This is a genomic window from Ignavibacteriales bacterium, from assembly GCA_026390815.1.
GTDB lineage: Bacteria > Bacteroidota > Ignavibacteria > Ignavibacteriales > SURF-24 > JAPLFH01.
Map to the genome: position 1 here is coordinate 32,820 of JAPLFH010000024.1, position 24,314 is coordinate 57,133.

A 24,314-nucleotide genomic window follows, 5' to 3' on the forward strand; every position below is an offset into this window, starting at 1 on the left:
ACTACGTTTAATATAAATGCAAGATCTGACGACTATAAACAGGAATTCTATAAAAGATGCACTGAAGAATTTACCACAATCTATTTTAATAAGATAACTGAGTTTAGAGAATGGATCAAAAAGAAGCTATAAGAATTGCCAGAGAGTTTTTGTCTTTCTTAATCCAACAAGGATATAAAATTAGAGAAGCTTTTTTATTCGGTTCATTTGCTGCAAACAAATTTAATGACGATCGCGATATTGATATTGCAATTGTTATTGAAGAACTTACAAATGGATATGATGAACTTATAAATCTTATGAAGCTGCGAAGAAAAATAAATTTGAAGATTGAGCCACATCCTTTTGACTACAATGATTTCAATGAAAGCAATCCCTTTACTTGTGAAATCTTAAGAACGGGGATTAAATTAGTCTAAACCCAGATGGAATTATGTAGAAACAAAATATTGTAAGGCAATCTCCGGCAGATTTAAATCTTTCTATAAAACGGAAAGCTAAAATAAAAGATGAATTGAATAAAGCCGTTCAGGAGGGCTACGCCAAAGATTACGAAAACCTGATTAGAAAATATTATGAGGCTCTGGAAAAGGAAAAGATAAACAACTAATTATTTAGTTAGATTTTCTTAGTGGAGGATAAAATAAAATTCCAAATTTAATCACATTCCTAATTTCATTTGGACCACCCCAAAAGTAAGATTTGGGCAAGTACTCCTTTTTAAGTGGCAGGTAATACAATACTTCTAATGTTATAATTTTACTTAGATTGTAACCCGCACCAACTCCAATCATTCGGATTGTTCTTGAACTCAGCTCACGTTTATATGGCATATTAAAATGAAAGTTAATATCGCCTTGTAAAAACATTTTACCCAAAGGATAATATTTTAAAAGCACCTCTAATTCAAGTCCAGTAAAATCCTCTTCATGAATTTTGGTATATAAATAACCAAACTTAAAACCGGATGATATCGTCTCATTCATTTGTAAATCGATACCTAAATATGGATTAGTTAAGGGGTAAAACTTCGAATGTGTAAATGATTTACCAAATTGTTTACCTTCTGTATTTAACACATATGAGTTAGTGCCTAAACAAAAACTAAATGTTTGGGCTATAATAAAATTATTAAGGATTATTAAATATAAAAAAAACAGAAATTTAATTTTTAACATGGCAAGAAAAACTCCTAATTATGGTAACCTTTCTCCTATGTCGTTCATTTTCCAAGTTCTTACCCAATGCCAATCATTTGGATTATTTGGATCACAATTTAAGCAGGGATCAGGTTCGTCACAATGGTATTCTTCAATTCCAAATTACTTCCTTACAACTGCTTTAACTTTTATCTTTCCCGCCTTTTTAAAATATAAACTTACTTCTCCGCTCATTCCTTTTATTAAGCGCTTCTTTAAATCAATCATCATAATATGGTTTCCGCCTGGCTGAAATTTGAAAGACGATTTTGGACTGATGACAACAAATTTAGTCTTCCGCATTCCCATCATATCGCCTTGTTTGTACGTTTCATGCAGTTCTACAATATTTGCCAAACTGGATTTTGCCATATAAAGTGTATCAGCTTCATTGGTTTTGTTTACTATTTCAAAGTACATCGCGGTGTTCATTCCTTTTGCTCCCGGACGCAACCAGGGATCCATTATATCTATATTTGTTTGTTGAACCAGAAGAATAATTAAGGAAAAAATCAGAAACATTTATACTCCGCTTGATAAATTCTAAATCCTAAGCACCAAATCCTAAACAAATACAAAACGCAATTTATGTAAAAGTAATTTTTTGAATTCTGAAATCTGAATTTTCATTTTAGAATTTGTTTAGAGTTTAGTTTTTAGAATTTGTTTTTTAATCTTTTGTAATCACTTATATAATAATTTTATGTCAGCAGCAATTTCATCCAGGTTCACTTCACTTCCTTTGTAATATTTTCTCACTCGCGCATCCTGATCAATCAAATAAATCCTGTCCGTATGAACAAAGAAGTAGCTCAATTTTCCATCGGCTGTTTTTGTTGAATCGCCGGCAATTGCCAAATATTTTAATCGTCTTCTAAGTGAATCAATATCGCTTTGTTCACCAGTTAAAAATTGCCAATGGCTTGTTTCTATTTCCCGCAGCTCAGCAAAATCTTTTAAGACGGAAGGTTTATCCCGCATTGGATCAAATGTAATCGACACAAAATTGATTTCTTTAATTCCCGTTTTCATTAGTCTCTTCTGGATTCTTTGCATATTGTTGGTAATTAAAGGACAAACATCCGGACAGTTGGTAAATATCATTCCAAGGATAGCCGGTTTACCTTTTAGATAATCCGGGAAAACAACTAGAATGCTATCCTGGTTCATCATTTTAAAATGAAGCTGACTCAGATCAGTTTCAACAGGCAACTTTCTACCGCAGCCAAAAAAAAATAATTCAAACAAAAAAATAATTATCAGAATCCAATATTTTTTATTCTTTTTCATTCTTCAGCATTTCTTTGATTAATTTAAGCCGTTCTTTCTCGCTGTCATCAACATTGGGATATTTCAAATCCATCGACTTCAAGGTCTTCACAATTATTTCTGAAATCACTAATCTTGCGAACCATTTTTTATCTGAAGGAATAATGTACCAAGATGCATGCTTTTTAGAAGTTTCTGAAATTGCTTCCTGGTAACATTTCTGATATTCGTCCCAAAAATTTCTTTCTTTTATATCTTCTTCACCAAACTTCCAGTTCTTTGATGGATCATCAATTCTTTTAATAAATCTTTTTTTCTGTTCTTCTTTGGAAATGTGAAGAAAGAATTTTATAACATACGTTCCATTTTCATAAAGATAGCGTTCAAAATTATTTATTTGATTGTATCGCAGCTTCCAGATGTTATCATTTATAAATTGTTCCGGAATTTTCTGATTCTTTATAAGATTATGAACCCGAACGATAAGCACTTCTTCATAATGGGAACGGTTAAAAATTCCAATTTTACCTTTTTCCGGAAGTGCTTTATTTATTCGCCATAAAAAATCATGATCAAGTTCCTCTAAAGAAGGAGCTTTGAAAGAATGTACCTGAGTGCTTTGAGGATTTAATCCGCTCATTACATGTTTAATTGCCCCATCTTTACCGGCGGCATCCATCGCTTGAAAAATTATTAAAAGAGAAAACTTATCCTGGGCATAAAGCAATGCCTGCTGTTCTGCCATTTCAAGAATATTCTTTTCCAACATCTCGGTTGCTTTTTCTTTGGATTCAAAAGTATCCGTTTCGCCTGTCTTAAAATCCGAGAGTTTTATTTTAGAATCTGGTTTTACCAGGTAGTGTTTTATTTCCATATTTCGTTCTCTTTGCGCAATTTCTATTGTTAATAATAATGATTTTTAACCAATGAATAAACAATACCATCAAGATATAAATTCCGTCTTTGTAATTTTACAAGTCTTGGTTCGATTTGAACCTTTTATTTTTGAGTGGTTATTCATATATTTGAACCAGTTAAAATTAAGGAGAAATCATGGCAAAGCAACAATCATTTGCTGATAAGGCAAAAGGTAAACATAAAGATTCGAAAGTGAATGTTAAGTTTATTAAAGCGGTTAAATCACCAGCTGGAAACATCAAATTCCAGGAAAAGTTTTTTAAGCTTGACGATATTTCTAAAGTAACTGATTTAAAATAATTGTAAAGCATTTAGAATTTTGAAAAGCGGTCGCTGACCGCTTTTTGTGTTTTAAATTTTCCACACATTCTTCAATCTTCCAATTTTTCAAAAATCAAGTGCCATAAAAAAGTTGTCCCCCTTTTGTACCTTGTTTATTTATTGTATGAAATCTATTGTATTAATGAGGGCAAGTAATAAACAAAACATCAAATTAATATAAAGGAGACATTATAAATGAAACCATCAGAAATTGTAAACGAGTTTATGACCGCAATTGAAAAAAACGATTTCAAAAAAGCGGAAAGCTTAGTTTCAAATGATATGGTTGTGGAAGGTATTACCCCAACACCACTTAACAGCACAGAATTTCTTGGTACACATCGAGCATTAAATTCTGGATTGCCTGATTTCAGATTTAATCATAAGATCATCAAAGAAACCCCAGATAATGTTGATATAACAGTACGCCTAACCGGAACTCATTCTAAAGATATGATGCCGCCTATCCCAGGTTTAGGCACCATCCGGGCAACGAATAAACAAGTTAAAATGCCGGAAGAAAAAATCGGTATTAAAGTTAAAAATAATAAGATTACTAAGGTTAATCTTCAAAGCGTACCTGGCGGAGGCTTGCCCGGTTTACTAAAACAAATTGGTGTTGATATTCATGCTCATGCGTAATTAACGCTAACCAAAACAAGTAAATACAAAACATAAAAGAAATGACATATTATTAAAATATGTCATTTCTGTTTTTACATAATCATTTCCCAAAATCCATTTCTTCAAGCGGAATTACAGGCATTGCTTTACCATTGTTTTGCAACCTGAATTTTAAATTAGATAAAAATTCATCTTCCTTCATTTCAAATCCAAATAGTTTTGGCTGCAAGAAATTAAAATTAAACAACTGGGCTGCTGGCAGTTGAATTATATTTACTAACTCGTCTTCCTTAATTCCGGCTTTATTCTTTGCCAGCTTAATTGCATCATCAAGTCCACCAAGAATATCAACAAGACCATTTTTCAATCCATCCGTTCCGCTCCAAACTCTGCCTTGCCCAATCGAATCGACATATTCTGTTTTTAGCTTTCTTCCTTCAGCAACTTTGTTTACAAATTCACCATACATCGTTTTAATGTATGATTCCAACCTGCTTCTTTCATCGATGGTTAAATTTCTATCCGGAAGACTTAAACCAAGAAAAGGAATTACCATCCCAAAAGGAAGGTCGGCATGCTCGCCTCTTTTAACATAATCTGTTGAAAGCCCTATTTTTTCTTTGAAGCCATTGTTGTATGCCCAGAGACTTATAACTCCAATTGAACCAGTGATTGTATTTGGTGCTGCAATAATCGAATCACCATACATAGACAACCAATAACCACCGGAACCAGCCACAGATCCCTGACTAACAATTACAGGTTTTTGTTTCTTGCATTTTTTAATTGCTTCGGCAATATAATCGGAAGCCATTGCATCGCCTCCGGGCGAATCAACACGGAGAACAATTGCTTTTACAAGAGGATCGTTGGCGGCAGCATTAACATCTTTCACCAAGCTGCGTGCATTAATTCCTTCATCCATTGCGCAAGCTCCGAGAGCATAAATTACAGCAATCTTTTTAGGTTCACTCCAATAATTATCTGAAGGCAAGTTTAACTTTTCTGAAGAGCCGACAAGCCGCATATCTTTCTTTTCAACTTTTTTAATAATATCCGGAATTGCATCCCACCGGGCTAAAGTATCAACTAGTTTGTTTTCTAACGCACCGGAGGCAAGGAAGGCTCCATATTCGTTAACAAAATTATCAAATTGCTCAAAAGAAAAATTCCTGCTTTCGCAAATTTCTCTGCGGGCTAAATCATATGAATCATCAACCAATTTTTGTCTTTGTTCTTTATCTGCTTCAGACATTTTTTCCCGAGAGTAACTTTCTGCAGCAGATTTATATTTAAAGAAACGATGTTCATCAATCCCAACTCCTATTTTTTCAAGAGCATTTTTATAAAAAGTTCTTCCCATTACATATCCGGTAAGGTTCATATATCCAATGGGATCCATAACTACCTTATCAGCAATAGAAGCAAAGTGGTAGATTGTTAAATCAGGATTATCAATAAAGATGATAACTTTCTTCCCGCTTGTTTTGAAATCTCTTAACCTTTCTCTTATTTCCCAAAGCATCTCTCTGTTGGCATTCATTCCTGATGTGTTAATCGCAATTCCCAGAATACTTTTGTCTTCCTTTGCTGCATTAATTTGTTGAATGATTGAGTAAAGCGTGTTTGAATTATCAAAGAATTTGTACCGCTGATATTTAACCTCACCAAGCAGGTTCATCTCTAAATAATTTTTTGGCGGAAGCAAAGTTGAAAATAAATTTCTATCGTAGCCTCCGACTCTTATTCCATATATATTGTATGCGTGGTGGCTTTCTTTATTGTAATGAGCCTGGCTGCTGAATCCAATGTTGCCTAATCCTAAATTAATTCCAAGCGTAAAATCCTTTGAATCAAAATATCTGCCAGTAAGAGTTAAACCGGATAAAATTTCTACTGCTGCACCGGTACTCCAATTATCTTTCTTAATTCCATAAGTGGATTTGTTTCTTGTTGAATAATCACCGAATAAAGTAATAATCTCATTCCCCAAAGGACGAACAGCCAGATCGATGTAACCTTCCCGTGCATTTACTTGAGTGGATGCTGTGCCAACCAAACCGAAGGAGAAATATTTCAATGGTCTGATTAAAACTCCGAAAGACATAATATCTGTTCTGTTAAATTCTTCAATATGTCCTTTTGTCCATCCATAACTAATTCCAAAACTAAAATTTCTGCTGCCAAGCGCAGTTGATACTTTATAATCGGAAGTAGCATTGCCACCAATTTTTTGATGTACAACTCCAAATCCAAAATTTGAAGTTGCAACAAATAATCCCCAGTGCTTCAGGTCGCTCCAATTGCTATAGCGATCTGACCAGTTAAACATTAAATCAAATTTTTCCACATAAGTTAGAAGCGCCGGATTATCATATCCATTTAAGCCATATTTGATAGTGCCGGGGGAAGCAAATAGAAATTCATTTCGATCATAGAAAGATTGAAATCCTTTTTGCGCATTTAGCGGAATGCTAACTATAAAAAACATTAAAATTACTTTTAGAAATTTACTTTTCATTTTATTATCCCTGGATAAATTTTGTTTAAATAAATTTAGTAAACTTTATTTTCATTAACTCATTGCGATTTCAATTTTTTAGAAATATCTTTTCCAAAGATGAATTAGTAAATATTAAATGAATAAGCTCGTTTTTTTTGCCTCAGTATTTCTTTTATCTTTTCTATCTTCCTGCCATAAAGAGAATGGAAAGGTTCCGGATACTATTAAATCAATCAAGGATGATCTTAATTACACCGTTTCACTTGCCAAAACTCCAAGGCGAGTTATAAGCCTTGCGCCCAATATTACAGAAATTCTTTTTGCAATTGGAGCCGGTGATAAATTAATCGGCAACACACTTTACTGTAACTACCCGGAAGAAGCTAAGAAAATCACCAGGGTTGGTGATATGCTTTCTATCGATTATGAAAAAATCTTAAGTCTTAAACCCGATTTAATTTTTATAACCGTTGAAGGCAATGTTAAGGACAGTTTTGAAAAACTTCGCTCTTTGGGTTTCAAGGTATTCGTTTCCAATCCGCGGAATTATGAAGGAATAAAAAAAACTTTTACGGATTTCGCAAAGATTTTTAATATGGAAGATAAAGCGAGTTTAATTATTTCGGGTTGGGATTTTCGATATAAAAAAATAACTAATGAAGTTAAAAACTATCCAAGTAAAAAAGCAATGTTCTTAATTGGATTGAATCCGATTATCCTTGCCGGTAAAAATACTTTTATAAATGAGTTGATTACTTCGGTTGGATTAAGCAACATTGCCAGCGATTCTCCACTCAATTATCCAATTTTTAGCCGGGAAGAAGTATTGAAAAGAAATCCAGACTACATTTTAATGACTGGAATGACCAATAGCGAAACGAAAAATCTTGTTGAGGCATACAGGGAATGGAAATCCTTAAAAGCTGTTAGAAATGGAAGGGTAATTGTTGTGGATCCGGATTTATACTTAAGACCAGGACCAAGATTTGTTGATGCACTGGAAAATTTATTTAATAAACTTCATCCTCATTAGGTTCCAAATCATCATGTTTCTCCAAATTTTCATTTTCATCATATTTAGTAATAAAAACTCTTGAACACATATCGCCATTAAACTTTCCTGTTTTCCGGCAATTGTGATGCTGCTTTAGTGCTGCTTCTGAACTTGAGTTATCTGAAACTGAAAAATCATCCAATTCTTCTCCGCACTCGGTACAGAATTTTATTGTTGCCAGCGCTTCATCTTTTTTAATTTTGCTTTTCTTCTTCATAATTAATACTGCTAATTGGCTCCCAATCTACTCCTTCGCAAGGCAGATTTTCTAATGTTGGATGCTGATCATATTTCATGCACAGAACAGCACTTTTATCAAAACTTTTACAGGAAGAGCATAAAGTAGATTCAATTATTTCCTTGTTATCCAGTTCAAATTTTCTATACTGAACTATAGCAGGATGCAAAATGATAACATAGATAGAAAGAAATACTACAAACCACAAAAATTGAAAATGAACATAACCCATCATAATCCACAATGCCGGGATCACAATTGCAGTTCTAATTATTGCCCAGTAAATTATTCTTCCCATTTAACTCTTACTTTTGCTGTCAAAAAGTATCGATTGATTTTATAATAGTCAATTGCCAAAAAGAGGGTTATAAACCAAATTGATTTTGGCGATTTATTCAATTAACTTTCCGATAGTAAAAACGGAAAGTGTAATTGGAAGAAAAACGAAATACTGATTCAAACAGTTCCCCGATGCAGGAAAGCAATCAAGGCGATAAGACACAAAAGCCACAAGGGCAGCCGGGGCAGGAACAGGGACCACAAAAAAAGCATTATTACAATCGTTACAGAAGAAGAAAATTTACCCCGGGCAATAAACCGCCTGGAGAATTTGTTCAAAAGAAAACCTCTTTTAAGAAAATCTCTATAGTTATTCCTCTTTTTAACGAAGAAGAATCTCTTAAACCTCTTGCCTTTGAAATAAGGAAGGCTCTTAAATCTATTGCCTGCGATTTTGAAGCAATTTTTGTTGATGACGGCAGCACAGATAAATCCTTGAAAGTTATAAAAGAAATTACCCATATTGATCCTAAGTTTAAATATATCAGCTTTAGAAAAAATTATGGCAAATCCGCCGCTTTACAAATTGGATTTAAGAATGTAACCGGCGATGTTGTAATTACAATGGATGCCGACCTTCAGGATGATCCGAACGAAATTCCTAATCTTGTACAAAAACTGGAAGAAGGAAACGATTTAGTTTCCGGCTGGAAGAAGAAACGTTTTGACCCGCTGATAAAAAGATATTCTTCTAAGTTTTTTAATTTTGTTACCGGCGTAATGAGCGGAATAAAAATCCACGACTTTAACTGTGGATTGAAAGCATACAGGCGAGAAGTTGTAAAAAACTTAAACGTTTATGGTGAACTGCACAGGTATATGCCGGTGCTTGCTGATTGGCAAGGTTTTAAAATTGCTGAAATTATTGTTAAGCACCACCCACGAAGATATGGCAAAACAAAATTTGGATTGTCGCGCTTCTTTAAAGGCTTTCTTGATCTTTTGACTGTTATGTTTGTTACACGCTATGTAAAACGCCCGATGCATCTGTTCGGTTTTCTTGGCGCTTTGTCTTTTCTTGTAGGATTTATTGTTAATGGTTACCTTACATACGAATGGTGGTTTCGCAAGACTTATATCAGCAATCGTCCTTTATTGTTTCTTGGCATTCTCTTAATAATTGTTGGTGTACAATTCTTTTCTGTTGGGCTTCTTGGTGAAATTATGGTTCACAATACACAGGATGATAAAATTTACGATATAAGAGAAAAAGGATAGCTCGTGTGTTAAATCAAATTTCGTAAAAATGAAATAAATATGGCAACCTCTTTAGAAAAAATCATAGCCTCGATCAAAAAATTAAAATCGCAAAATATTAATGAAGCTCAAACGAAAGATTGGTTGATTCGTCCTTTCTTTGAATTTCTTGGATGGGATTTCTCAAACCCAGAAGATGTTATTCCTGAAGATGATGATAGTGCTGGCAAACGAACCGATTATTGCTTTTATGTCAACGAAGTTCCAAAGTTGTTAGTCGAAGCAAAGCCTCTTTCAAATTCATTATCAGACAATAAAATGATAATCGAAAAATTAAATTACTGTGCAAATAGGGGTATTTCATTATTGCTGTTAACTAATGGCGACACATACAAAATCTATTATTCCGAGTTAAAGGGAATTGGGAAAGATAAATTGCTTCAAGAATTCACTCTTTCAGATAAAATTGATGAAGAAGTAATAGAAAAATTGAGCAAGAAATCTTTTGAGAAAGATTTGTTATTAAATTATTCACGGAATATCTCTCTCTTTACTACAATAAAAAAAGCCACCGAAAATTTATTCCAATCTGCCGACAAAAAATTTATTAGAATTGTAAATGAATCAGTGAAAGAAATATTAGGGCACAAGTTTGGTGAAGATGATATAGAAATGGCACTAAAGCAATTTACTTTGCATATCAATACTGATCTTCACGAAACCGTTTATGCTTCTAACACAGCCGAAGATAATAATGATGTGGGGAAAAATTGGACAATAGAAAATCAATTCAGAGATGGTAAATGGAAAGAAAGTTTTGAGCAGTACAAAAAATTGCGCAAAGAATTAAAAAATATTGGCCTTAATTATTCGGAAAATCCAACTAAAAGATATATAAGTCTTCTCCTTGATACAAAAAGCTTTTGCCAAATATGCGGTTTAAAATCTGGATTGAAAATCTGGGTTAATCTTGACTTGGCAGAATTATCAGAAGAAGAAAGTTTAAGAGTTCGTGATGTTTCGAAAATCGGACATTGGGGAATGGGTAATGTCGAATGTTTCATTGAGAGTGGATCTGAGCTTGATTGGATTGTGAGTTTAATAAATAAGTCTTATAAAAAACTATCAAATAGTTAAACGCACACTAGAAAACCAATCAAGGCGGATGCCGTTAGACAATCTTTGAAATAATGAAACTCTGAGAAAAAGAAAAGCAAATTTACATTTTGTCTCAAGCCTCATCTTCACAATAGCGAACATTCTCACCGTCATCGATTCCCCGATTCATATTTTAATCCCAACCTTCTACCAAACATTTTCTCTTAAATTTAGGCTGGATTTTCCTATATTTAAAACGCTATTATCAAGAATAGAGTGAGCAAAAAAATCGAAAAGAAGATTGTTATAATTGGTCCGGCTTATCCATACCGCGGGGGGAACTCTCTTTTCGTTTCAAGTCTTTATGAAGTTCTCCAGGAAAAATTTGAGGTAAAAATTTATAATTTCAAGCTCCTTTATCCTGGCTTGCTTTTTCCAGGAAAAACTCAGTTTGATGACAGTAAAACTCTGGTAAAAAAAACTCCAAGTGAACGATTGGTAAATTCAATTTCTCCATTCAACTGGATTAGTGTAGCAAATAAATTAAAAAAGGAAAATGCTGATCTAATAATATTCGATTGGTGGCATCCATTCTTTTCTTTCTGCTACTTTTCAATCTCAGCACTGATCAGGAAAAAGTACAAAGGAAAAATTCTGTTCATTACAGAAAATGTAATTTCGCACGAAGGACATTTTGTTGATAAACTTCTTACAAAACTTGGCTTGCGGAATGCAGATAAATTTTTAGCTCTATCTGAAGAAGTTGTAACAAAACTATCAGATTTATCTTTCAATAAAAAAGTTTACCGTTCAGAACTCCCGGTTTATGATTGGTACAAGGTCGAGGATAAAATTCAAAATGTTTCATTAAGAAAGGAACTTGGATTTAATGACCAGGATAAAATTCTATTATTTTTTGGATATGTTAGAAAATATAAAGGATTAGATATTTTAATTGAAGCGCTCAAACCACTTATCGAATATGATCCAAAAATTAAACTGCTTGTAGTGGGCGAGTTTTATGATGATTACTCTTTTTACGAAAGAAAGATCAAGGAACTTAATCTGCATGATTTTGTGAAAGTAATTAACAAATATGTTCCGAATGAGGAAGTGAATAAATATTTTGAAATTTCCGACCTGGTTGTTCTTCCATACCGCAGTGCAACGCAAAGCGGTATTTTGAATATTGCATACGGTGCTCTTAAGCCGGTGGTGGTTACAAAAGTCGGAGGACTTGCAGAATCAATTGAAGATAATAAAACCGGAATTATTGTTGAAGCGGCAACACCTGTTGATATTTATAAAGGTATCAAAAAATATTTTCAATTAAAAAGTTCAGTTGATTTTTCCCTGAACATCAAAGAAAAAATCCGGGGCAATTCTTTTAATAAAATGCCGGAATTAATTTCACAAATTATATCTGAAACTGAAAAATGATTTTAAAAACTGATTGCAAACATTTTCCCGGAGATCGTCCTTGCATCCCAAACAAAACAAAAGGGATTAAGTGTAACACCTGCAGGGAATATTCTCCAATTACTTTTAAGATTCTAATCATAAAATTAGACGCTCCCGGCGATGTATTGCGAACTACCTCGCTCCTTCCATCTTTAAAGAAAAAATATCCTGACTCATTCATTTCCTGGTTAACAAGAGAAAGCTCTAAAGATTTGTTTAAAAATAATCCTTTAATAAACCAGTTGTTAATTTTTGAAAATGCAGATACAATCTCCCGGCTTTTAGTTGAAGAATTCGATTTGCTAATTCACCCGGATGCTTCGCCAGTAAGTTCTCCACTTGCAAGTCTGGTAAAAACAAAAGAAAAAAAAGGATTCGTTTTGAACTCGCACGGAAGAGTTGTTGCAATCAACAAGGAAGCTGAAGACTGGTTTGAGATGGGAGCCTTTGATGAGTTTAAGAAAAAGAACGAAAAAACATACCAGCAGATAATCCATGAAATTGCCGGGTTAGAATATAAAAAAAGCAAGATCCAGCTTTTTCTTGGCAAGGAAGAAGTTGAATTTAAAAATGAATTTGAAAAAAAGTTTGAATTGGGCAAGCATAAGTATCTTGTTGGTTTGAATACCGGGGCAAGCAAACGCTGGCAATATAAAAAGTGGCGGCTTGATGGTTATATCGAACTAATACAAGAACTCTCAAACAGAAAGGATGTTGGCGTTTTACTTTATGGCGGACCAGAAGAGGAAGAGAGCAACAAAATCCTGATGCGGAAATTTCCTTTTTTGATTGATACCGGAACAAGGAATTCATTCCGTAAATTTTTTGCTCTTCTTGATCTGGCAGATGTTTTAGTAACAGGCGATACAATGGCATTACATGCCGCAACCGCATTAGGAAAAAAAATTGTTTGCCTGTTTGGACCAACTTCGCCTGCTGAAATTGAAGATTATGGTTTAATACAAAAAGTCCTGCCAGATTTAAATTGCCTGGTTTGCTACAAACAAACTTGCGATTTTGTACCAAGCTGTATGGATAAAATTTCTGCCCGTATGGTTTTGGATGCAATTGAGAATGCAATTAAAGAAGTTAAGAATAGGTAAATGGGAGAAACGGCGAATCGATGAAGATCGGAAGATTAAACAACCTCGTTTCATAAATTAATCTTTAATAAAAAACTTATGTACTACGATCCAATAAAAAATGTTTTTGCCGGAGTTATAAAGAAAATTCCTTCGTTAAGAATTTTATTTTACAAAATTCTTGATCTGATGTTTCTCCGTTCCTGGTATGTAAGAAGAGAACTGCGAAAAATCAGAAGTCTTTCTGCTGGAAAGGAGTTATCAATCTATGATGCCGGAACCGGTTTTGGACAATACACTTATTTTATGGCAAAGAAACTTCAACCAAATAAAATTTACGCGGTTGATGTTAAGGAAGATTGGATAAAAGATTGCGAAGTTTTTTTCAAAACTCAAAAACTGCAAAATGTTAAGCTGGGTGTGGAAGATCTAACACAAATCCACCACAAAGAAAAATTTGATTTAATCACCTGCATAGATGTAATGGAACATATTGAAGATGATATAAAGGTTTTTCAAAACTTTTACCAGGCATTAAAGAAGGATGGTTTCCTGCTGATAAACTCTCCATCAACATTTGGCGGAAGTGATGTTCATGAAAACGAGGATGAAAGTTTTATCGGAGAGCATGCCCGTGATGGATATTCTTATGAAGATTTGAAGAATAAATTAGAGCCAATCGGATTTTCAGTTTATCAATCAAAATACACTTACGGATTTTGGGGCGATAAAGGCTGGCGGTTAGGAATAAAAATTCCAATGAAACTGCTTAATGTTTCAAAATTATTTTTTGTTATTCTTCCATTCTATTATATCTTAACTTTTCCATTAGCATTTTTATTTATGTGGATTGATTTTAAGTTGGAAAACAAAATTGGTTCGGGAATAAATTTCATAGCAAAGAAAATCTAATTCATCGGAGATGTGATGAGCAAAACTAAAAAACAAATAGGGCAAACCAAATTAAACAAAGAAACAGTTCTTACTAAATTTGATTTTGATAAGTTAATTCCACCGAAATACCAAACACTTGCATCGCTTGGCATTTTGCTTATTCTTTTTCTGATTTTCTTTTCACCACTTTACTTTGGCGGAAAAACTTTCCAATCCGGGGATATTGTTACCAGCAAAAGCATGGTTAACTATGTAGAAAAGCATGGGGATGGTTACACACTCTGGAATCCATACATTTTCTGTGGAATGCCCGCTCATGCAATTTCGGTAGGATATAAATGGTTCAATCTAATTTATGTTGGAGCTACAACTTTACGTACCGCATTAACAGGATTTTTTGCTAATGATTACACTATGTGGACTTTTTATTTAATGCTTCTTGCTTTAACAAGCTTTTTATTTATTAAATATAAAACGGGCAGCAATTTAATTAGTTTGTTTGCTGCGGTAGCAACTACGTTCTCAACCGGATTAATTGTCTTTCTGTTTATTGGTCACGTTACAAAACTTACCGCTCTTTGCATGTATCCATTAATGTTTTTAATGCTGTTTAAATTCCAAAATAAAATAAAGCTTCTTGATGTTGCAATTCTTACGGTTGCACTTCAGCTATTTGTTCAGGGCTGGCATGTTCAGATTATTTTTTACACGCTCCTTTCGGTGGGAATTTATTTTCTGTATTACATTATCCGTTCTATAGCAACAAAAGAAAAAGAACTTACCACTCAACTATTTAAATCAGTTGGAGTATTTGCAGTTGCTGCTGTAATCGCATTACTTATACAAGCTGATAACTTTACGCAAATCTGGAATTATACTCCTTATTCTACAAGAGGAACAAAAAGTATTTCAGAATTGCAAACACCGGATAAGAAGCAGTCGGAATCAGATTTTTATCAATACGCAACCAATTGGTCCTTCTCGCCGGGTGAAGTTCTTACTTTTATTATTCCTTCATATTATGGATTTGGAAATTCAACATACAAAGGACCTCTTACCAACAACCAGGAGTACAAAGTAAATACGTACTTCGGGCAGATGATGTTTGTTGATGTTGCAATGTATATGGGAGTTATAGTTTTCTTTCTTGCACTCTTTGCAGTTTTTACGCGATGGAAAGATCCATTTGTTCAGTTCCTTACAATTCTTTCTGTCTTTGCCCTGTTGGTTTCATTCGGTAGAACATTTTCTCCTGTATTCGATTTGATGTTTTACTATTTTCCTTACTTCGAAAAATTCCGTGTACCTTCAATGATTCTTGTTCTGGTTCAACTAAGTTTACCAATGCTGGCAGCATTAGGAATACAAAAAATAGTTTCTTTGAAAACAGAAAAGGATCTTCGTGCAGAAAAAATTGTTCGCTATTCGGCTTTCGCATTTACAGGATTGTTCGTCATCTCTCTGGTTCTTAATAGTGCCCTAAAAGATATGTTTGCTTCAAGAATAATTGATTCGCAAAAAAATCCAGATTATATGAAAGCTCTTTCCGAATATGCCTCAGAAATGTTTTTAGGAGATGTCCTTGTTGCTTTTGCATTAACTTCCCTTACATTCTGGCTGGCTTATGGTTATATCACTTCTAAGCTTAGTAAGGATATTTTGGTCTCGGGAATAATTCTTTTCACGATTTTTGATCTTTGGAGAATTGATAGCCGCGGAGCCGAATATGTTAATTACAAAGACATGCAGGCTTCCTTCAAAGAACCGGATTATATTACTATAATTAAAAAGCAGAATGATAAATCCCCCTACCGGATATTAAATTTAAAACAAGATCAATCGCTCGGATCATTAAATCAGAACTCAAATTACCATGCTTACTTTCTTCAGCAGGATCTTTATGGATATTCCGGAATTAAACCCCGCGCATATCAGGATATAGTTGATGTTCTTGGTGGGGCACCTGTTAGCCTTACTTTGTGGAAGATGCTGAATGTAAAATATATAATTACAGAAAAACCAATTGCTTTTCCGGGATTGAGTTTTGTGGATAGCACATATCGTAATATTGTTTACAGAACCGATGGTGTACTTCCCCGAGCCTATTTTGTAAATAGAATTGAAACCAAACCGATGGTTGAGGTTCTGAATGCAATTAAGAACAATCTATTCGATCCAAAAGATGTTGCGTTTATGGAAGAGGGAAATTTAAAAGTTGATAAACCAGACAGCACTGCCTTAGTAAACATAATTGATTATAAGGATGAACTCATCAAAATTGAAGCAAAAGCAACCGGAAATAATTTCCTATTCCTTGGCGATACTTATTACCCAAACGGATGGAAGGCTTATGTTGATGGAAAGGAAATGGAAATCTATAAAGTAAATCATGGTTTTAGAGGAATAATTGTTCCTAAAGGTCAGCATCAGGTTGAATTTATTTACGCACCGAAGAGTTTTTATATTAGTAAGTACATTGCTCTTTCTTTAAGCTCACTGGTTATAATTGGGTTAGCATTCGGACTTTTTTTAGAATTTAGAAAGAAGAAAGTCTAGTGCGGCAATTTGCGATTAAAAATTTAGCGACAATGAAATGATATTACTTATTAGATGTTAGCCAATCTAAAATATTTCGCACGGCATTCAATAATTTACAGCGTAAGCAACGTAGCAGCTAAAGCCATTGGAGTTGTGCTGCTTCCGTTATATACAAAATATATTTCTCTTTCCGAATTTGGAATACTTGGAATATTAGAAGTAACCTTGCTGATTGCAGTCGAGTTTTTAAATCTAGGGCAGGGGCAATCACTTGTAATGCTTAACAACTCACAGGAATACCTTGGAAAACGCAAATCCATGCTTTTTTCCATTACCTCTTTCTCCGTTATTGTTTGTTTAGTTTTTATTTTATTAAGTGAAGCATTGCTTCCTTCTATTTCCAAATTCTTCAGCGAACCTTCTGAGTTTTATAATTATCTCCGCTTATGTGTTTATATTATTTCACTGCGATTACTAAATTCGCTTTTCTTAAACAAGGTACGCGCTGACGAAAGATCGATTCTTTATACTGGTATTAATTTATTAAAATTGTCAGTTTCCCTCGGCTTTGCTGTTTACTTTGTTGCTTTTGCAAAGATAGGTATACTAGGCGTTTTTTATTCTTACCTGATTGCAGAATTGTTAATTTTCATTATTCTTCTTCCATTAATGATTCCACACATGTCGGTTTCATTCGATAAGAAATTGGTTTTGCTTTCTATCAGGTTTGGTATTCCGCTTATCTTTGGTTCACTGGCAATGATGCTTCTGAACGTCAGCGATCGTTATATTCTAAAATTGTATACAAACTACGCAACTGTTGGACTCTACGATCTTGGGTATCGAATAGCTGGTGTTCTCAATATGTTCTTGATTATGCCTTTTACTTTAGCATTGATGCCTCTGGCTTATCAATTTTATGGAAAGGACGGGGACAAAAGATATTACACAAAAATTATGACCTACCTTACTTTTATTCTCGTGTGGGCTGGATTAGCGCTTTCTATGTTCGGTAAAGAGATAATAAAAGTATTTGCACTAAACACACAATATTGGAACGCATACCATGTTGTACCCATTGTTGTTTTTTCGTATGTCTTCTTCGGTATGCGTATAGTGGCTTCGCTTGGAATGTTTTTAACGAAGAATACTAAATATGTGGCTTACACAACAACGGCTGCATCATTGTTTAACATTGGGTTAAACTTTTGGTGGATTCCAATTTTTGGAATGATGGGTGCGGCTTACAGCACGCTCATATCATTTGTGCTGCTCCATTTTGTAACCAACTATTATTCAAATAAGTATTATAAAATTCCTTATGAAAATTCTAAGCTGGCAATGTGTATTACAATTGGAGTAGTTCTTTATCTCATTTCCTCACAGGTTAATGATTTCCAAACCATTGTCCGGTTTCCAGTAAAAATAATTTTAGTTTTTCTGTTTCCTTTCATTTTATATGTATTTAAGTTTTATGAACAGGTTGAACTTTCGGCAATTCAGGGATTCTTTCTAAAGTGGAAAAATCCTTCTGTCTGGAAAGACACTTTTAATTCAGAAATGAAAAAAGTTATTGGTAAATAAAAAGAAATAAGATGATTAGAAAAATTAAAAATATAGTTTGGGCAATTTTGCGAACAATCAATCTTGGTGGACCAATTCAGCTTATGCTGAATGGTGCCCTGGTTGAAGATGGCTGGTTTAAAAGTTATAAAACTAAAACTTCTGTTGATGGTAATGGAAATCCAATTCCCTGGTACACATACGGTTTTATAAAATTTTTAGAACCACGATTAAAAAAACATTTTAACGTTTTCGAGTATGGGTTAGGTAATTCAACTCTTTGGTATGCAAAGAAAGTAAATACGATTAAATCGGTGGAACATGATCGGGCTTGGTTTGAGAAAATTGTTCTATTACTTCCCGATAACGCAAAAGTGGTCTACCGAGAATTGGAAGCGGATGGCAATTACGCAAAAGAAATTCTGGAAGAAGATACAAAATATCACGTTGTGATTATTGATGGAAGAGATAGGAACAATTGTGTGAAGTATTGCATTAACAAACTAACAGCTGATGGCGTGATAATTTATGATAACACACAAGTCCCCGAATATGCCGACTCAATTAACCTTCTCTTGAAAAGCGGATTTAAAAAAATTGATTTTGTTGGAATGCTGCCGATTGTAAATCATAACAACACAACTACAATTTTTTATAGAAATAATAATTGTTTGGAGATATAGTTTTTTGATTAAGCCTTAAACGGATTAAAAATAAATTTAGATAACTAATTAAAATGATTTTTAAAAAAATATTTTCGAAAAGTCCGCTTGGGCTAATGCTTTACACCAGAAAGTTTATTTCGAGCGAAAAGAAAATTGATTACCAAAACAGATTTGTTAAATTCGATATCAAAACAAACTCTAAAGTGCTTGATATCGGCAGTGGAGGCGAGCCTTTTCCTCACGCAACTTTTTTGATTGATCGCTTTCCCGGAAAAACCCAACACAGATATAACGAATTAAAAACGGATAATCTTCCTTTCTCTGTAGGAAGCGTTGAGGATTTGCCTTACAAAAATAAATCGTTCGATTTTGTTTACTGCGCTCATGTTTTGGAGCATGTGGAAAATCCAGCGAAAGCTTTAAATGAAATCCAGCGCATCGGACAAAGCGGGTACATTGAGGTACCCACAAAAATGTCAGATATTGTTTTTAACTTTGCTAAACTAAAACACTTTCATAAATGGCACATTACTAAAGCAGGAAACACGCTAATCTTTGTTGAATACCAAGAAAACGAAAGACGCGATACGGGTGATCAGGAATTCTTTTACATGGCTCATTCTCTGCTCCCCAACGCTATGAAAACAATGTACAGAAAGAACAAAGATCTCTTTGCTAATATGTTTCCCTGGCAAAATTCTTTTACTTATTACATCTTTAATAAGGATGGTAAACTAACTTCTTCAAATTCTAAATCATAGATTAAAAGATGAAAATCCTATTTACATTTGGAGGATTGCCACATTACTACAATTCGGTTCTTAACCGGTTAAACAGAATTGAGGGACTGGAGATTGTTGTTGTTGCTCCAGGAAACCGAGGGGAAACGCTTGGCGAAGGTGTGCATCAAAAAAATGAAGGGCTGGAGTTCAGGTTAATACGACTTGAGGAATATAAAACTTTCTACGGTAAACCATTCTTCAAAGGATTTACTAAAGTACTCAAACAAGAAAAACCGGACGCTGTGGTAACCATCTGGCCCTATGTTCTTGCTTTTGTTTTTAATCCTTACCTTCACCTGCTTGCTGCTTTGGGAAAAATTAAATTGATTGAAAAAGAAATTCCATTTGGCGTTCCAAAGTTTAAAGAAACATTCTCCTTTTACTCTAAAAGGAATTCGGTAACTGAGAATCTTGAGGTTCAGGCATCTTCAAATAAATTCATCAACTTCATAAGGCTTAGTTCGCTTGCGTTAATAAGAGTTTTGTACTACAACTTTTGCCACGCGCATGTAAATTACATTGATGATGCCTACGACATTCTTGGGAGTTATGGCGTTAAAAAAGAAAAAATTTTCATTACATATAACTCGCCAGATACTGATGTACTGCTTGAAGCAAAAAAAGAAGTTGATAAATTACCTCCAGTTATTCCTGAAAATAAATTCCGTTTAATTCATGTTGGGCGGCTTGTACCCTGGAAGCGTGTTGAGCTTCTTATAAAAGCGACCGCGCTTCTTAAAAACAAATTTCCTGAGATAGAGCTGCTTGTTATTGGCGATGGTCCGCAGAAGGATGGATTGGAAAAGTTGGCGCTTTCATTGCCGATTGAAAGTAACGTAAAGTTCATCGGTGGTGTTTATGAACCGGTTTTACTCGGCAGATATTTGAAAGCCTCCACCATCTATGCACTGGCGGGGATGGGCGGATTGTCTATCAATGAAGCAATGTGTTTTAATAAACCAATTGTCTGCTCTGTTTGCGATGGGACAGAAAAAAAACTTGTACGGGATGGAATCAATGGAAATTTTTTTGAAGAAGGAAACGAAGATGATCTTGTTATTAAACTTGATTATCTGTTTTCCAATCCGGAATTAATTGAAAAGATGGGAAAATCATCCGGCGAAATCATCCGAAATGATGTTAATATCCACACAGTGATTGATGGTTATGTTCGAGCTTTTAATTATGTTTCCAAAAACAAATTCGGGCTAAAGTACAACAGAACCTAATGAAATTATTTCTTCAAATATTGTTCAAGGGAAGCTATTATTTCTTAAAGAATAAAAACCAGCGGGAGTTTATGCGGTTGGTTTTTATGTATGGAGATAAACCGCGTTACGCACCGGAAAAAATTTCATTTCTGAATTATACCGTTGATGTTCCGGATTGTCTTTCCTTTGTAAACCAGGTAAAAGAAATTTTTGCTGATGAGAATTATAAATTCCATTCAACAAATTCCGCTCCGGTTATTTATGATTGTGGAGCCAACATTGGTATTAGCTGTTTGTACTTTAAACAACTTTTTCCCCTGGCAAAAATAAAAGCATTTGAAGCAGATCCAAAGATCACTCAACTCCTTTTACAAAACTTAAATCAAAACCACATTAACGATGTGGAAGTAATTGCAAAAGCTGTGTGGATAAACGATGCAGGTATTGAATTTTCATCTGAAGGTGCAGATGGTTCATCGGTTTATTCAACTGGAAAGAAAATAAAAATTGAATCAATCAAGTTAAAAGATATTCTTCAATCCGAACAGAAAATAGATTTGCTAAAAATGGATATTGAAGGTGCCGAGATAGACGTGTTGAGAGATTGCGGTGATAGTTTAGCAAACGTTGAAAATATTTTTGTTGAGTATCATTCTTTTGTAAACAACAAACAATCACTTGATGAGATTCTCCAGATTCTTTCAGCAAATGGATTCCGGTATTTTATTAAACCCGAAGCTGACCGCAAGTATCCGTTCATAAATCGGTTTAATAAGAATAATCCCGAAATGGATTTACAGATTAATATCTTCGGCTATAGAAATTCATGAAAGTAGTTCACATCATTAATGCCGATACCCGTGGTGGCGCACCAAAAGCCGCTTTTGCTATTCACAAAGCTTTGCTTGGGGCTGGTGTTGATTCCAAAATGCTTGTACAAAGAAAATTTAGTAATGATGAAAAAGTCGCCTCTTACAATTCCGGATTTCTTCAAACACAATTAACAAATTCCAGAATGCTTCTCGATATAATCCAGATGAAACTGTTTACACAAACCGAGAAGGGAAGATTTTCATTTGCATCGGTTGGAAAAGATATTTCTAATCACCGGATAATTAATGAAGCAGATGTACTTCATCTCCATTGGATTAATGAGGGTTATCTTTCGCTGGAATCATTAAGAAAATTAGCGCAGCTTGGGAAGCCAATTGTCTGGACGCTGCACGATATGTGGGCATTCACCGGTGGCTGCCATTACAGCGCTGGTTGCAAGAAATATGAAGAGTCCTGCGGAAAGTGTCCTTATTTAAAAACTCCTAACGAAAATGATTATTCGAAAAAAATATGGCGCAAAAAATTAGAAATTTATAACCATCTAAATCCATCCATAGTTACTTGCAGCAACTGGATGGGTGAATGTGCAAAGAAAAGTTCGCTGCTAAATAAATCATCCATTTCTGTAATTCCCAATCCGATTGATATAGCTGTCTATAAACCAATTAATAAATCGGAAGCAAGAAAGAGATTGAACCTTTCACCGGAGAAAAATTTTGTTCTCTTCGGTACATTAAACGTAAATGAAGAACGAAAAGGATTTAAACAATTAGTTGATGCTTTAGAATTATTGATTCATAAGAATCCGGAAATTGTAAATGAAGTCGAGCTGCTGGTGTATGGTTCTGCTCCAAGAGAGGATTTAAATTTGCTTCCATTAAAAGCAAACGGCTTTGGGCGAATTACTAATGAAGAAATACTTGTTGATTGTTATAATTCAGCAGATGTATTTGTTGCTCCTTCCCTGGAAGATAATTTGCCTAATACAGTTATGGAATCTCTTGCCTGTGGAGTACCTGTTGCTGCTTTTAATATTGGCGGTATGCCGGATATGATCGAACATCTGAAGACTGGTTACCTGGCACAACCCTTTTCCACAGAAAATTTATCGGAAGGAATTAAATGGCTCATTGAAGATGAACAACGGCTGAAAAGTTTAAACGAAATCTCCAGGAAAAAAGTAATGGAAAGTTTTACAAGTGAAATAGTTGGACTGGCTTATTTTAACCTTTACAAATCGTTATCCAATTCCATTTAATACATTACCCAATTCTTTGGCAATGTTTTTTCTATCATACTTTTTTACGTAATCAAATTTAGTCTTTAGTTTTTTTGATAACTCAAAAAACTCCTTTGCGCCATCTTTGTAAGAAAACAAACAACCCGCATTTGTTTCTTCAAGGATTCGCTTTACTTCATCATTATCATCGCCAAAAGCAATTATTGGTCTGCCAGTTCTAAGATATTCAAACAGCTTTCCGGGAATGTGGCGTTTTTCTGTTGCACACATTAACAAATAATTTGCATTACACATTTCCTGCAGTACTTGGTTATAAGGAAGGAATCCTAAATATTCGGTTCGTTCACCCAATCCTAATTCTTCCAACGCTTTTTTTATTACCGAACCCACCGTCCCAATAAATTTTAGTTTAAGATTTCGTCCATTCAAAATCTCATTCTTTATGGTTTGCCAAAACGGCAGTGGGTTCTGAAAATCAAAAATATTTCCTGCGTGAAGAATTATTTCCTCATTGCCATTTATTCCTGTTTGAATATTTGAAAAATCTTCTTCGTTATATCCCCAGTATAAAACAGAAGATTTCCCTTTTAACCACGGATATTTTTTTTGATATTCTCCATCAGAACTTTTAGTAACAAAAACAACATGCGCCGCTTTTTGCAGAACAGATTTTTCAAAATGGTTATCCAGCCAGAGAGTAATTCTGTTTCTCTTAAAGCCTCTGTAATATGAAATATCAACCCATGGATCAATAAGCACCGGCACATGCGGAATACGAAACAGTTTACTTATCTTTTTTCCAATTAAATGAGAGCTGTGCGGCGGACCTATTGATACAATTGCATCAACAGGATTTTTTGAAAGATATTCTTCTGCTGCTTTTACAGCTTGCCGGTACCACCCAATGCGTGCGTCCGGAACAAATAAATTCATCCGAATCCAGATGGAGAGTTTATGATTAAAGCTTTTGTTGGTTTTGGAAATCGTTTCAGAAGCAATCAATGGTTCGTCTGCACTTTTTCCTAAAAACTTTCTGTAGAAAACAAACGGGTCGAAGTAATTTGTTTTGATCACTTCAAGGTTTTTATCTACTTCATCCAGCATACTTTCATCTTTGGTAGAAAAAGTATCTTCGTTAACTGTTAGAACAACAGGCTGCCAGTTAAATTGCGGTAGATGTTTTATAATTTTTAATGGCCAGTGAAGCGAAGCTTTTCCCGAAGGGGGCCAAAAGAATGTTATGAATAAAACTCTTTTCATCTAGTAAAATTTTGTGTGTTTTAA

The 24,314-nt window shown here is 34.3% G+C and carries 24 protein-coding genes; 16 read left to right on the forward strand and 8 right to left on the reverse strand.

The window, feature by feature from the left end:
* The first annotated feature begins 110 nt into the window (after positions 1-110).
* A complete protein-coding gene (locus NTX22_07755) occupies positions 111-419 on the forward strand; it encodes a nucleotidyltransferase domain-containing protein (GenBank protein ID MCX6150397.1) in 309 nt (102 codons plus the stop codon).
* A gap of 195 nt (positions 420-614) precedes the next feature.
* On the opposite strand, the gene NTX22_07760 is transcribed toward NTX22_07755, so the two are convergent.
* The 4 genes from NTX22_07760 to NTX22_07775 form a co-directional block, all read right to left on the reverse strand.
* Complete coding sequence (locus NTX22_07760; GenBank protein MCX6150398.1) at positions 615-1,178, reverse strand: hypothetical protein; 564 nt, start codon at positions 1,176-1,178, stop codon at positions 615-617.
* A gap of 144 nt (positions 1,179-1,322) precedes the next feature.
* Complete coding sequence (locus NTX22_07765) at positions 1,323-1,721, reverse strand: copper chaperone PCu(A)C (GenBank protein ID MCX6150399.1); 399 nt, start codon at positions 1,719-1,721, stop codon at positions 1,323-1,325.
* Between the two features lie 162 nt (positions 1,722-1,883).
* Entirely contained in the window at positions 1,884-2,489 is a 606-nt protein-coding gene (locus tag NTX22_07770) for an SCO family protein (GenBank protein ID MCX6150400.1), read from the reverse strand.
* Positions 2,476-3,342: a polyphosphate kinase 2 family protein gene (locus NTX22_07775; GenBank protein MCX6150401.1), complete on the reverse strand. Its 867-nt coding sequence runs from the start codon at positions 3,340-3,342 to the stop codon at positions 2,476-2,478. Before NTX22_07775 ends, NTX22_07770 begins: the two co-directional genes overlap by 14 nt.
* A 179-nt stretch (positions 3,343-3,521) precedes the next feature.
* On the opposite strand from NTX22_07775, the gene NTX22_07780 reads away from it, so the two are divergent.
* Positions 3,522-3,686, forward strand: coding sequence for a hypothetical protein (locus tag NTX22_07780; GenBank protein ID MCX6150402.1), 165 nt, complete (start codon positions 3,522-3,524; stop codon positions 3,684-3,686).
* A gap of 216 nt (positions 3,687-3,902) precedes the next feature.
* Positions 3,903-4,349, forward strand: a complete 447-nt coding sequence (locus tag NTX22_07785; protein ID MCX6150403.1) for an ester cyclase — start codon at positions 3,903-3,905, stop codon at positions 4,347-4,349.
* Positions 4,350-4,431: 82 nt separating this feature from the next.
* On the opposite strand, the gene sppA is transcribed toward NTX22_07785, so the two are convergent.
* Positions 4,432-6,852 (reverse strand): signal peptide peptidase SppA, encoded by a 2,421-nt coding sequence (gene sppA / locus NTX22_07790; GenBank protein MCX6150404.1) that lies wholly within the window; start codon positions 6,850-6,852, stop codon positions 4,432-4,434.
* 118 nt (positions 6,853-6,970) lie between these two features.
* Between sppA and NTX22_07795 the strand changes: the two genes are divergently transcribed.
* Entirely contained in the window at positions 6,971-7,867 is an 897-nt protein-coding gene (locus tag NTX22_07795; protein MCX6150405.1) for a cobalamin-binding protein, read from the forward strand.
* On the opposite strand, the gene NTX22_07800 is transcribed toward NTX22_07795, so the two are convergent.
* Together NTX22_07800 and NTX22_07805 are read right to left on the reverse strand one after the other, a co-directional pair.
* Complete coding sequence (locus tag NTX22_07800) at positions 7,845-8,105, reverse strand: hypothetical protein (protein MCX6150406.1); 261 nt, start codon at positions 8,103-8,105, stop codon at positions 7,845-7,847. The genes NTX22_07795 and NTX22_07800 overlap by 23 nt on opposite strands.
* Entirely contained in the window at positions 8,083-8,424 is a 342-nt protein-coding gene (locus NTX22_07805; protein ID MCX6150407.1) for a hypothetical protein, read from the reverse strand. Before NTX22_07805 ends, NTX22_07800 begins: the two co-directional genes overlap by 23 nt.
* A 134-nt stretch (positions 8,425-8,558) precedes the next feature.
* On the opposite strand from NTX22_07805, the gene NTX22_07810 reads away from it, so the two are divergent.
* From NTX22_07810 to NTX22_07865, 12 genes are all read left to right on the forward strand, one after another.
* Complete coding sequence (locus tag NTX22_07810) at positions 8,559-9,683, forward strand: glycosyltransferase family 2 protein (GenBank protein ID MCX6150408.1); 1,125 nt, start codon at positions 8,559-8,561, stop codon at positions 9,681-9,683.
* Between the two features lie 39 nt (positions 9,684-9,722).
* Positions 9,723-10,799 carry a DUF5655 domain-containing protein gene (locus NTX22_07815; protein ID MCX6150409.1) on the forward strand — a complete coding sequence of 359 codons (1,077 nt, stop codon included), beginning with the start codon at positions 9,723-9,725 and terminating at the stop codon, positions 10,797-10,799.
* A 237-nt stretch (positions 10,800-11,036) separates the two neighbouring features.
* Complete coding sequence (locus tag NTX22_07820) at positions 11,037-12,200, forward strand: glycosyltransferase (GenBank protein ID MCX6150410.1); 1,164 nt, start codon at positions 11,037-11,039, stop codon at positions 12,198-12,200.
* Positions 12,197-13,324, forward strand: a complete 1,128-nt coding sequence (locus tag NTX22_07825; GenBank protein MCX6150411.1) for a glycosyltransferase family 9 protein — start codon at positions 12,197-12,199, stop codon at positions 13,322-13,324. The genes NTX22_07820 and NTX22_07825 overlap by 4 nt, the downstream gene beginning before the upstream one ends.
* A 78-nt stretch (positions 13,325-13,402) precedes the next feature.
* Positions 13,403-14,215 (forward strand): class I SAM-dependent methyltransferase, encoded by an 813-nt coding sequence (locus tag NTX22_07830; protein ID MCX6150412.1) that lies wholly within the window; start codon positions 13,403-13,405, stop codon positions 14,213-14,215.
* 15 nt (positions 14,216-14,230) lie between these two features.
* Positions 14,231-16,753 carry a YfhO family protein gene (locus NTX22_07835; protein MCX6150413.1) on the forward strand — a complete coding sequence of 841 codons (2,523 nt, stop codon included), beginning with the start codon at positions 14,231-14,233 and terminating at the stop codon, positions 16,751-16,753.
* Between the two features lie 54 nt (positions 16,754-16,807).
* Entirely contained in the window at positions 16,808-18,319 is a 1,512-nt protein-coding gene (locus NTX22_07840) for an oligosaccharide flippase family protein (GenBank protein MCX6150414.1), read from the forward strand.
* Positions 18,320-18,330: 11 nt separating this feature from the next.
* Positions 18,331-18,981, forward strand: coding sequence for a hypothetical protein (locus NTX22_07845; GenBank protein MCX6150415.1), 651 nt, complete (start codon positions 18,331-18,333; stop codon positions 18,979-18,981).
* Between the two features lie 53 nt (positions 18,982-19,034).
* Positions 19,035-19,724, forward strand: a complete 690-nt coding sequence (locus NTX22_07850; GenBank protein ID MCX6150416.1) for a class I SAM-dependent methyltransferase — start codon at positions 19,035-19,037, stop codon at positions 19,722-19,724.
* An 8-nt stretch (positions 19,725-19,732) separates the two neighbouring features.
* Positions 19,733-20,974 carry a glycosyltransferase family 4 protein gene (locus NTX22_07855; protein ID MCX6150417.1) on the forward strand — a complete coding sequence of 414 codons (1,242 nt, stop codon included), beginning with the start codon at positions 19,733-19,735 and terminating at the stop codon, positions 20,972-20,974.
* Positions 20,974-21,786 (forward strand): FkbM family methyltransferase, encoded by an 813-nt coding sequence (locus tag NTX22_07860; protein ID MCX6150418.1) that lies wholly within the window; start codon positions 20,974-20,976, stop codon positions 21,784-21,786. Before NTX22_07855 ends, NTX22_07860 begins: the two co-directional genes overlap by 1 nt.
* Positions 21,783-23,048: a glycosyltransferase family 4 protein gene (locus NTX22_07865; GenBank protein MCX6150419.1), complete on the forward strand. Its 1,266-nt coding sequence runs from the start codon at positions 21,783-21,785 to the stop codon at positions 23,046-23,048. Before NTX22_07860 ends, NTX22_07865 begins: the two co-directional genes overlap by 4 nt.
* Here the strand turns inward: NTX22_07865 and NTX22_07870 are convergent.
* Positions 23,031-24,290 (reverse strand): glycosyltransferase, encoded by a 1,260-nt coding sequence (locus NTX22_07870; protein ID MCX6150420.1) that lies wholly within the window; start codon positions 24,288-24,290, stop codon positions 23,031-23,033. The two genes, NTX22_07865 and NTX22_07870, sit on opposite strands and share 18 nt — an antisense overlap.
* Positions 24,291-24,314 lie beyond the last annotated feature (24 nt).

Coding starts and splice junctions, on each gene's coding strand:
- NTX22_07755 (MCX6150397.1), top strand. CDS start 111: ATGGATCAAAAAGAAGCTATAAGAATTGCCAGAGAGTTTTTGTCTTTC.
- NTX22_07760 (MCX6150398.1), bottom strand. CDS start 1,178: ATGTTAAAAATTAAATTTCTGTTTTTTTTATATTTAATAATCCTTAAT.
- NTX22_07765 (MCX6150399.1), bottom strand. CDS start 1,721: ATGTTTCTGATTTTTTCCTTAATTATTCTTCTGGTTCAACAAACAAAT.
- NTX22_07770 (MCX6150400.1), bottom strand. CDS start 2,489: ATGAAAAAGAATAAAAAATATTGGATTCTGATAATTATTTTTTTGTTT.
- NTX22_07775 (MCX6150401.1), bottom strand. CDS start 3,342: ATGGAAATAAAACACTACCTGGTAAAACCAGATTCTAAAATAAAACTC.
- NTX22_07780 (MCX6150402.1), top strand. CDS start 3,522: ATGGCAAAGCAACAATCATTTGCTGATAAGGCAAAAGGTAAACATAAA.
- NTX22_07785 (MCX6150403.1), top strand. CDS start 3,903: ATGAAACCATCAGAAATTGTAAACGAGTTTATGACCGCAATTGAAAAA.
- sppA (MCX6150404.1), bottom strand. CDS start 6,852: ATGAAAAGTAAATTTCTAAAAGTAATTTTAATGTTTTTTATAGTTAGC.
- NTX22_07795 (MCX6150405.1), top strand. CDS start 6,971: ATGAATAAGCTCGTTTTTTTTGCCTCAGTATTTCTTTTATCTTTTCTA.
- NTX22_07800 (MCX6150406.1), bottom strand. CDS start 8,105: ATGAAGAAGAAAAGCAAAATTAAAAAAGATGAAGCGCTGGCAACAATA.
- NTX22_07805 (MCX6150407.1), bottom strand. CDS start 8,424: ATGGGAAGAATAATTTACTGGGCAATAATTAGAACTGCAATTGTGATC.
- NTX22_07815 (MCX6150409.1), top strand. CDS start 9,723: ATGGCAACCTCTTTAGAAAAAATCATAGCCTCGATCAAAAAATTAAAA.
- NTX22_07825 (MCX6150411.1), top strand. CDS start 12,197: ATGATTTTAAAAACTGATTGCAAACATTTTCCCGGAGATCGTCCTTGC.
- NTX22_07830 (MCX6150412.1), top strand. CDS start 13,403: ATGTACTACGATCCAATAAAAAATGTTTTTGCCGGAGTTATAAAGAAA.
- NTX22_07835 (MCX6150413.1), top strand. CDS start 14,231: ATGAGCAAAACTAAAAAACAAATAGGGCAAACCAAATTAAACAAAGAA.
- NTX22_07840 (MCX6150414.1), top strand. CDS start 16,808: ATGTTAGCCAATCTAAAATATTTCGCACGGCATTCAATAATTTACAGC.
- NTX22_07845 (MCX6150415.1), top strand. CDS start 18,331: ATGATTAGAAAAATTAAAAATATAGTTTGGGCAATTTTGCGAACAATC.
- NTX22_07850 (MCX6150416.1), top strand. CDS start 19,035: ATGATTTTTAAAAAAATATTTTCGAAAAGTCCGCTTGGGCTAATGCTT.
- NTX22_07855 (MCX6150417.1), top strand. CDS start 19,733: ATGAAAATCCTATTTACATTTGGAGGATTGCCACATTACTACAATTCG.
- NTX22_07860 (MCX6150418.1), top strand. CDS start 20,974: ATGAAATTATTTCTTCAAATATTGTTCAAGGGAAGCTATTATTTCTTA.
- NTX22_07865 (MCX6150419.1), top strand. CDS start 21,783: ATGAAAGTAGTTCACATCATTAATGCCGATACCCGTGGTGGCGCACCA.
- NTX22_07870 (MCX6150420.1), bottom strand. CDS start 24,290: ATGAAAAGAGTTTTATTCATAACATTCTTTTGGCCCCCTTCGGGAAAA.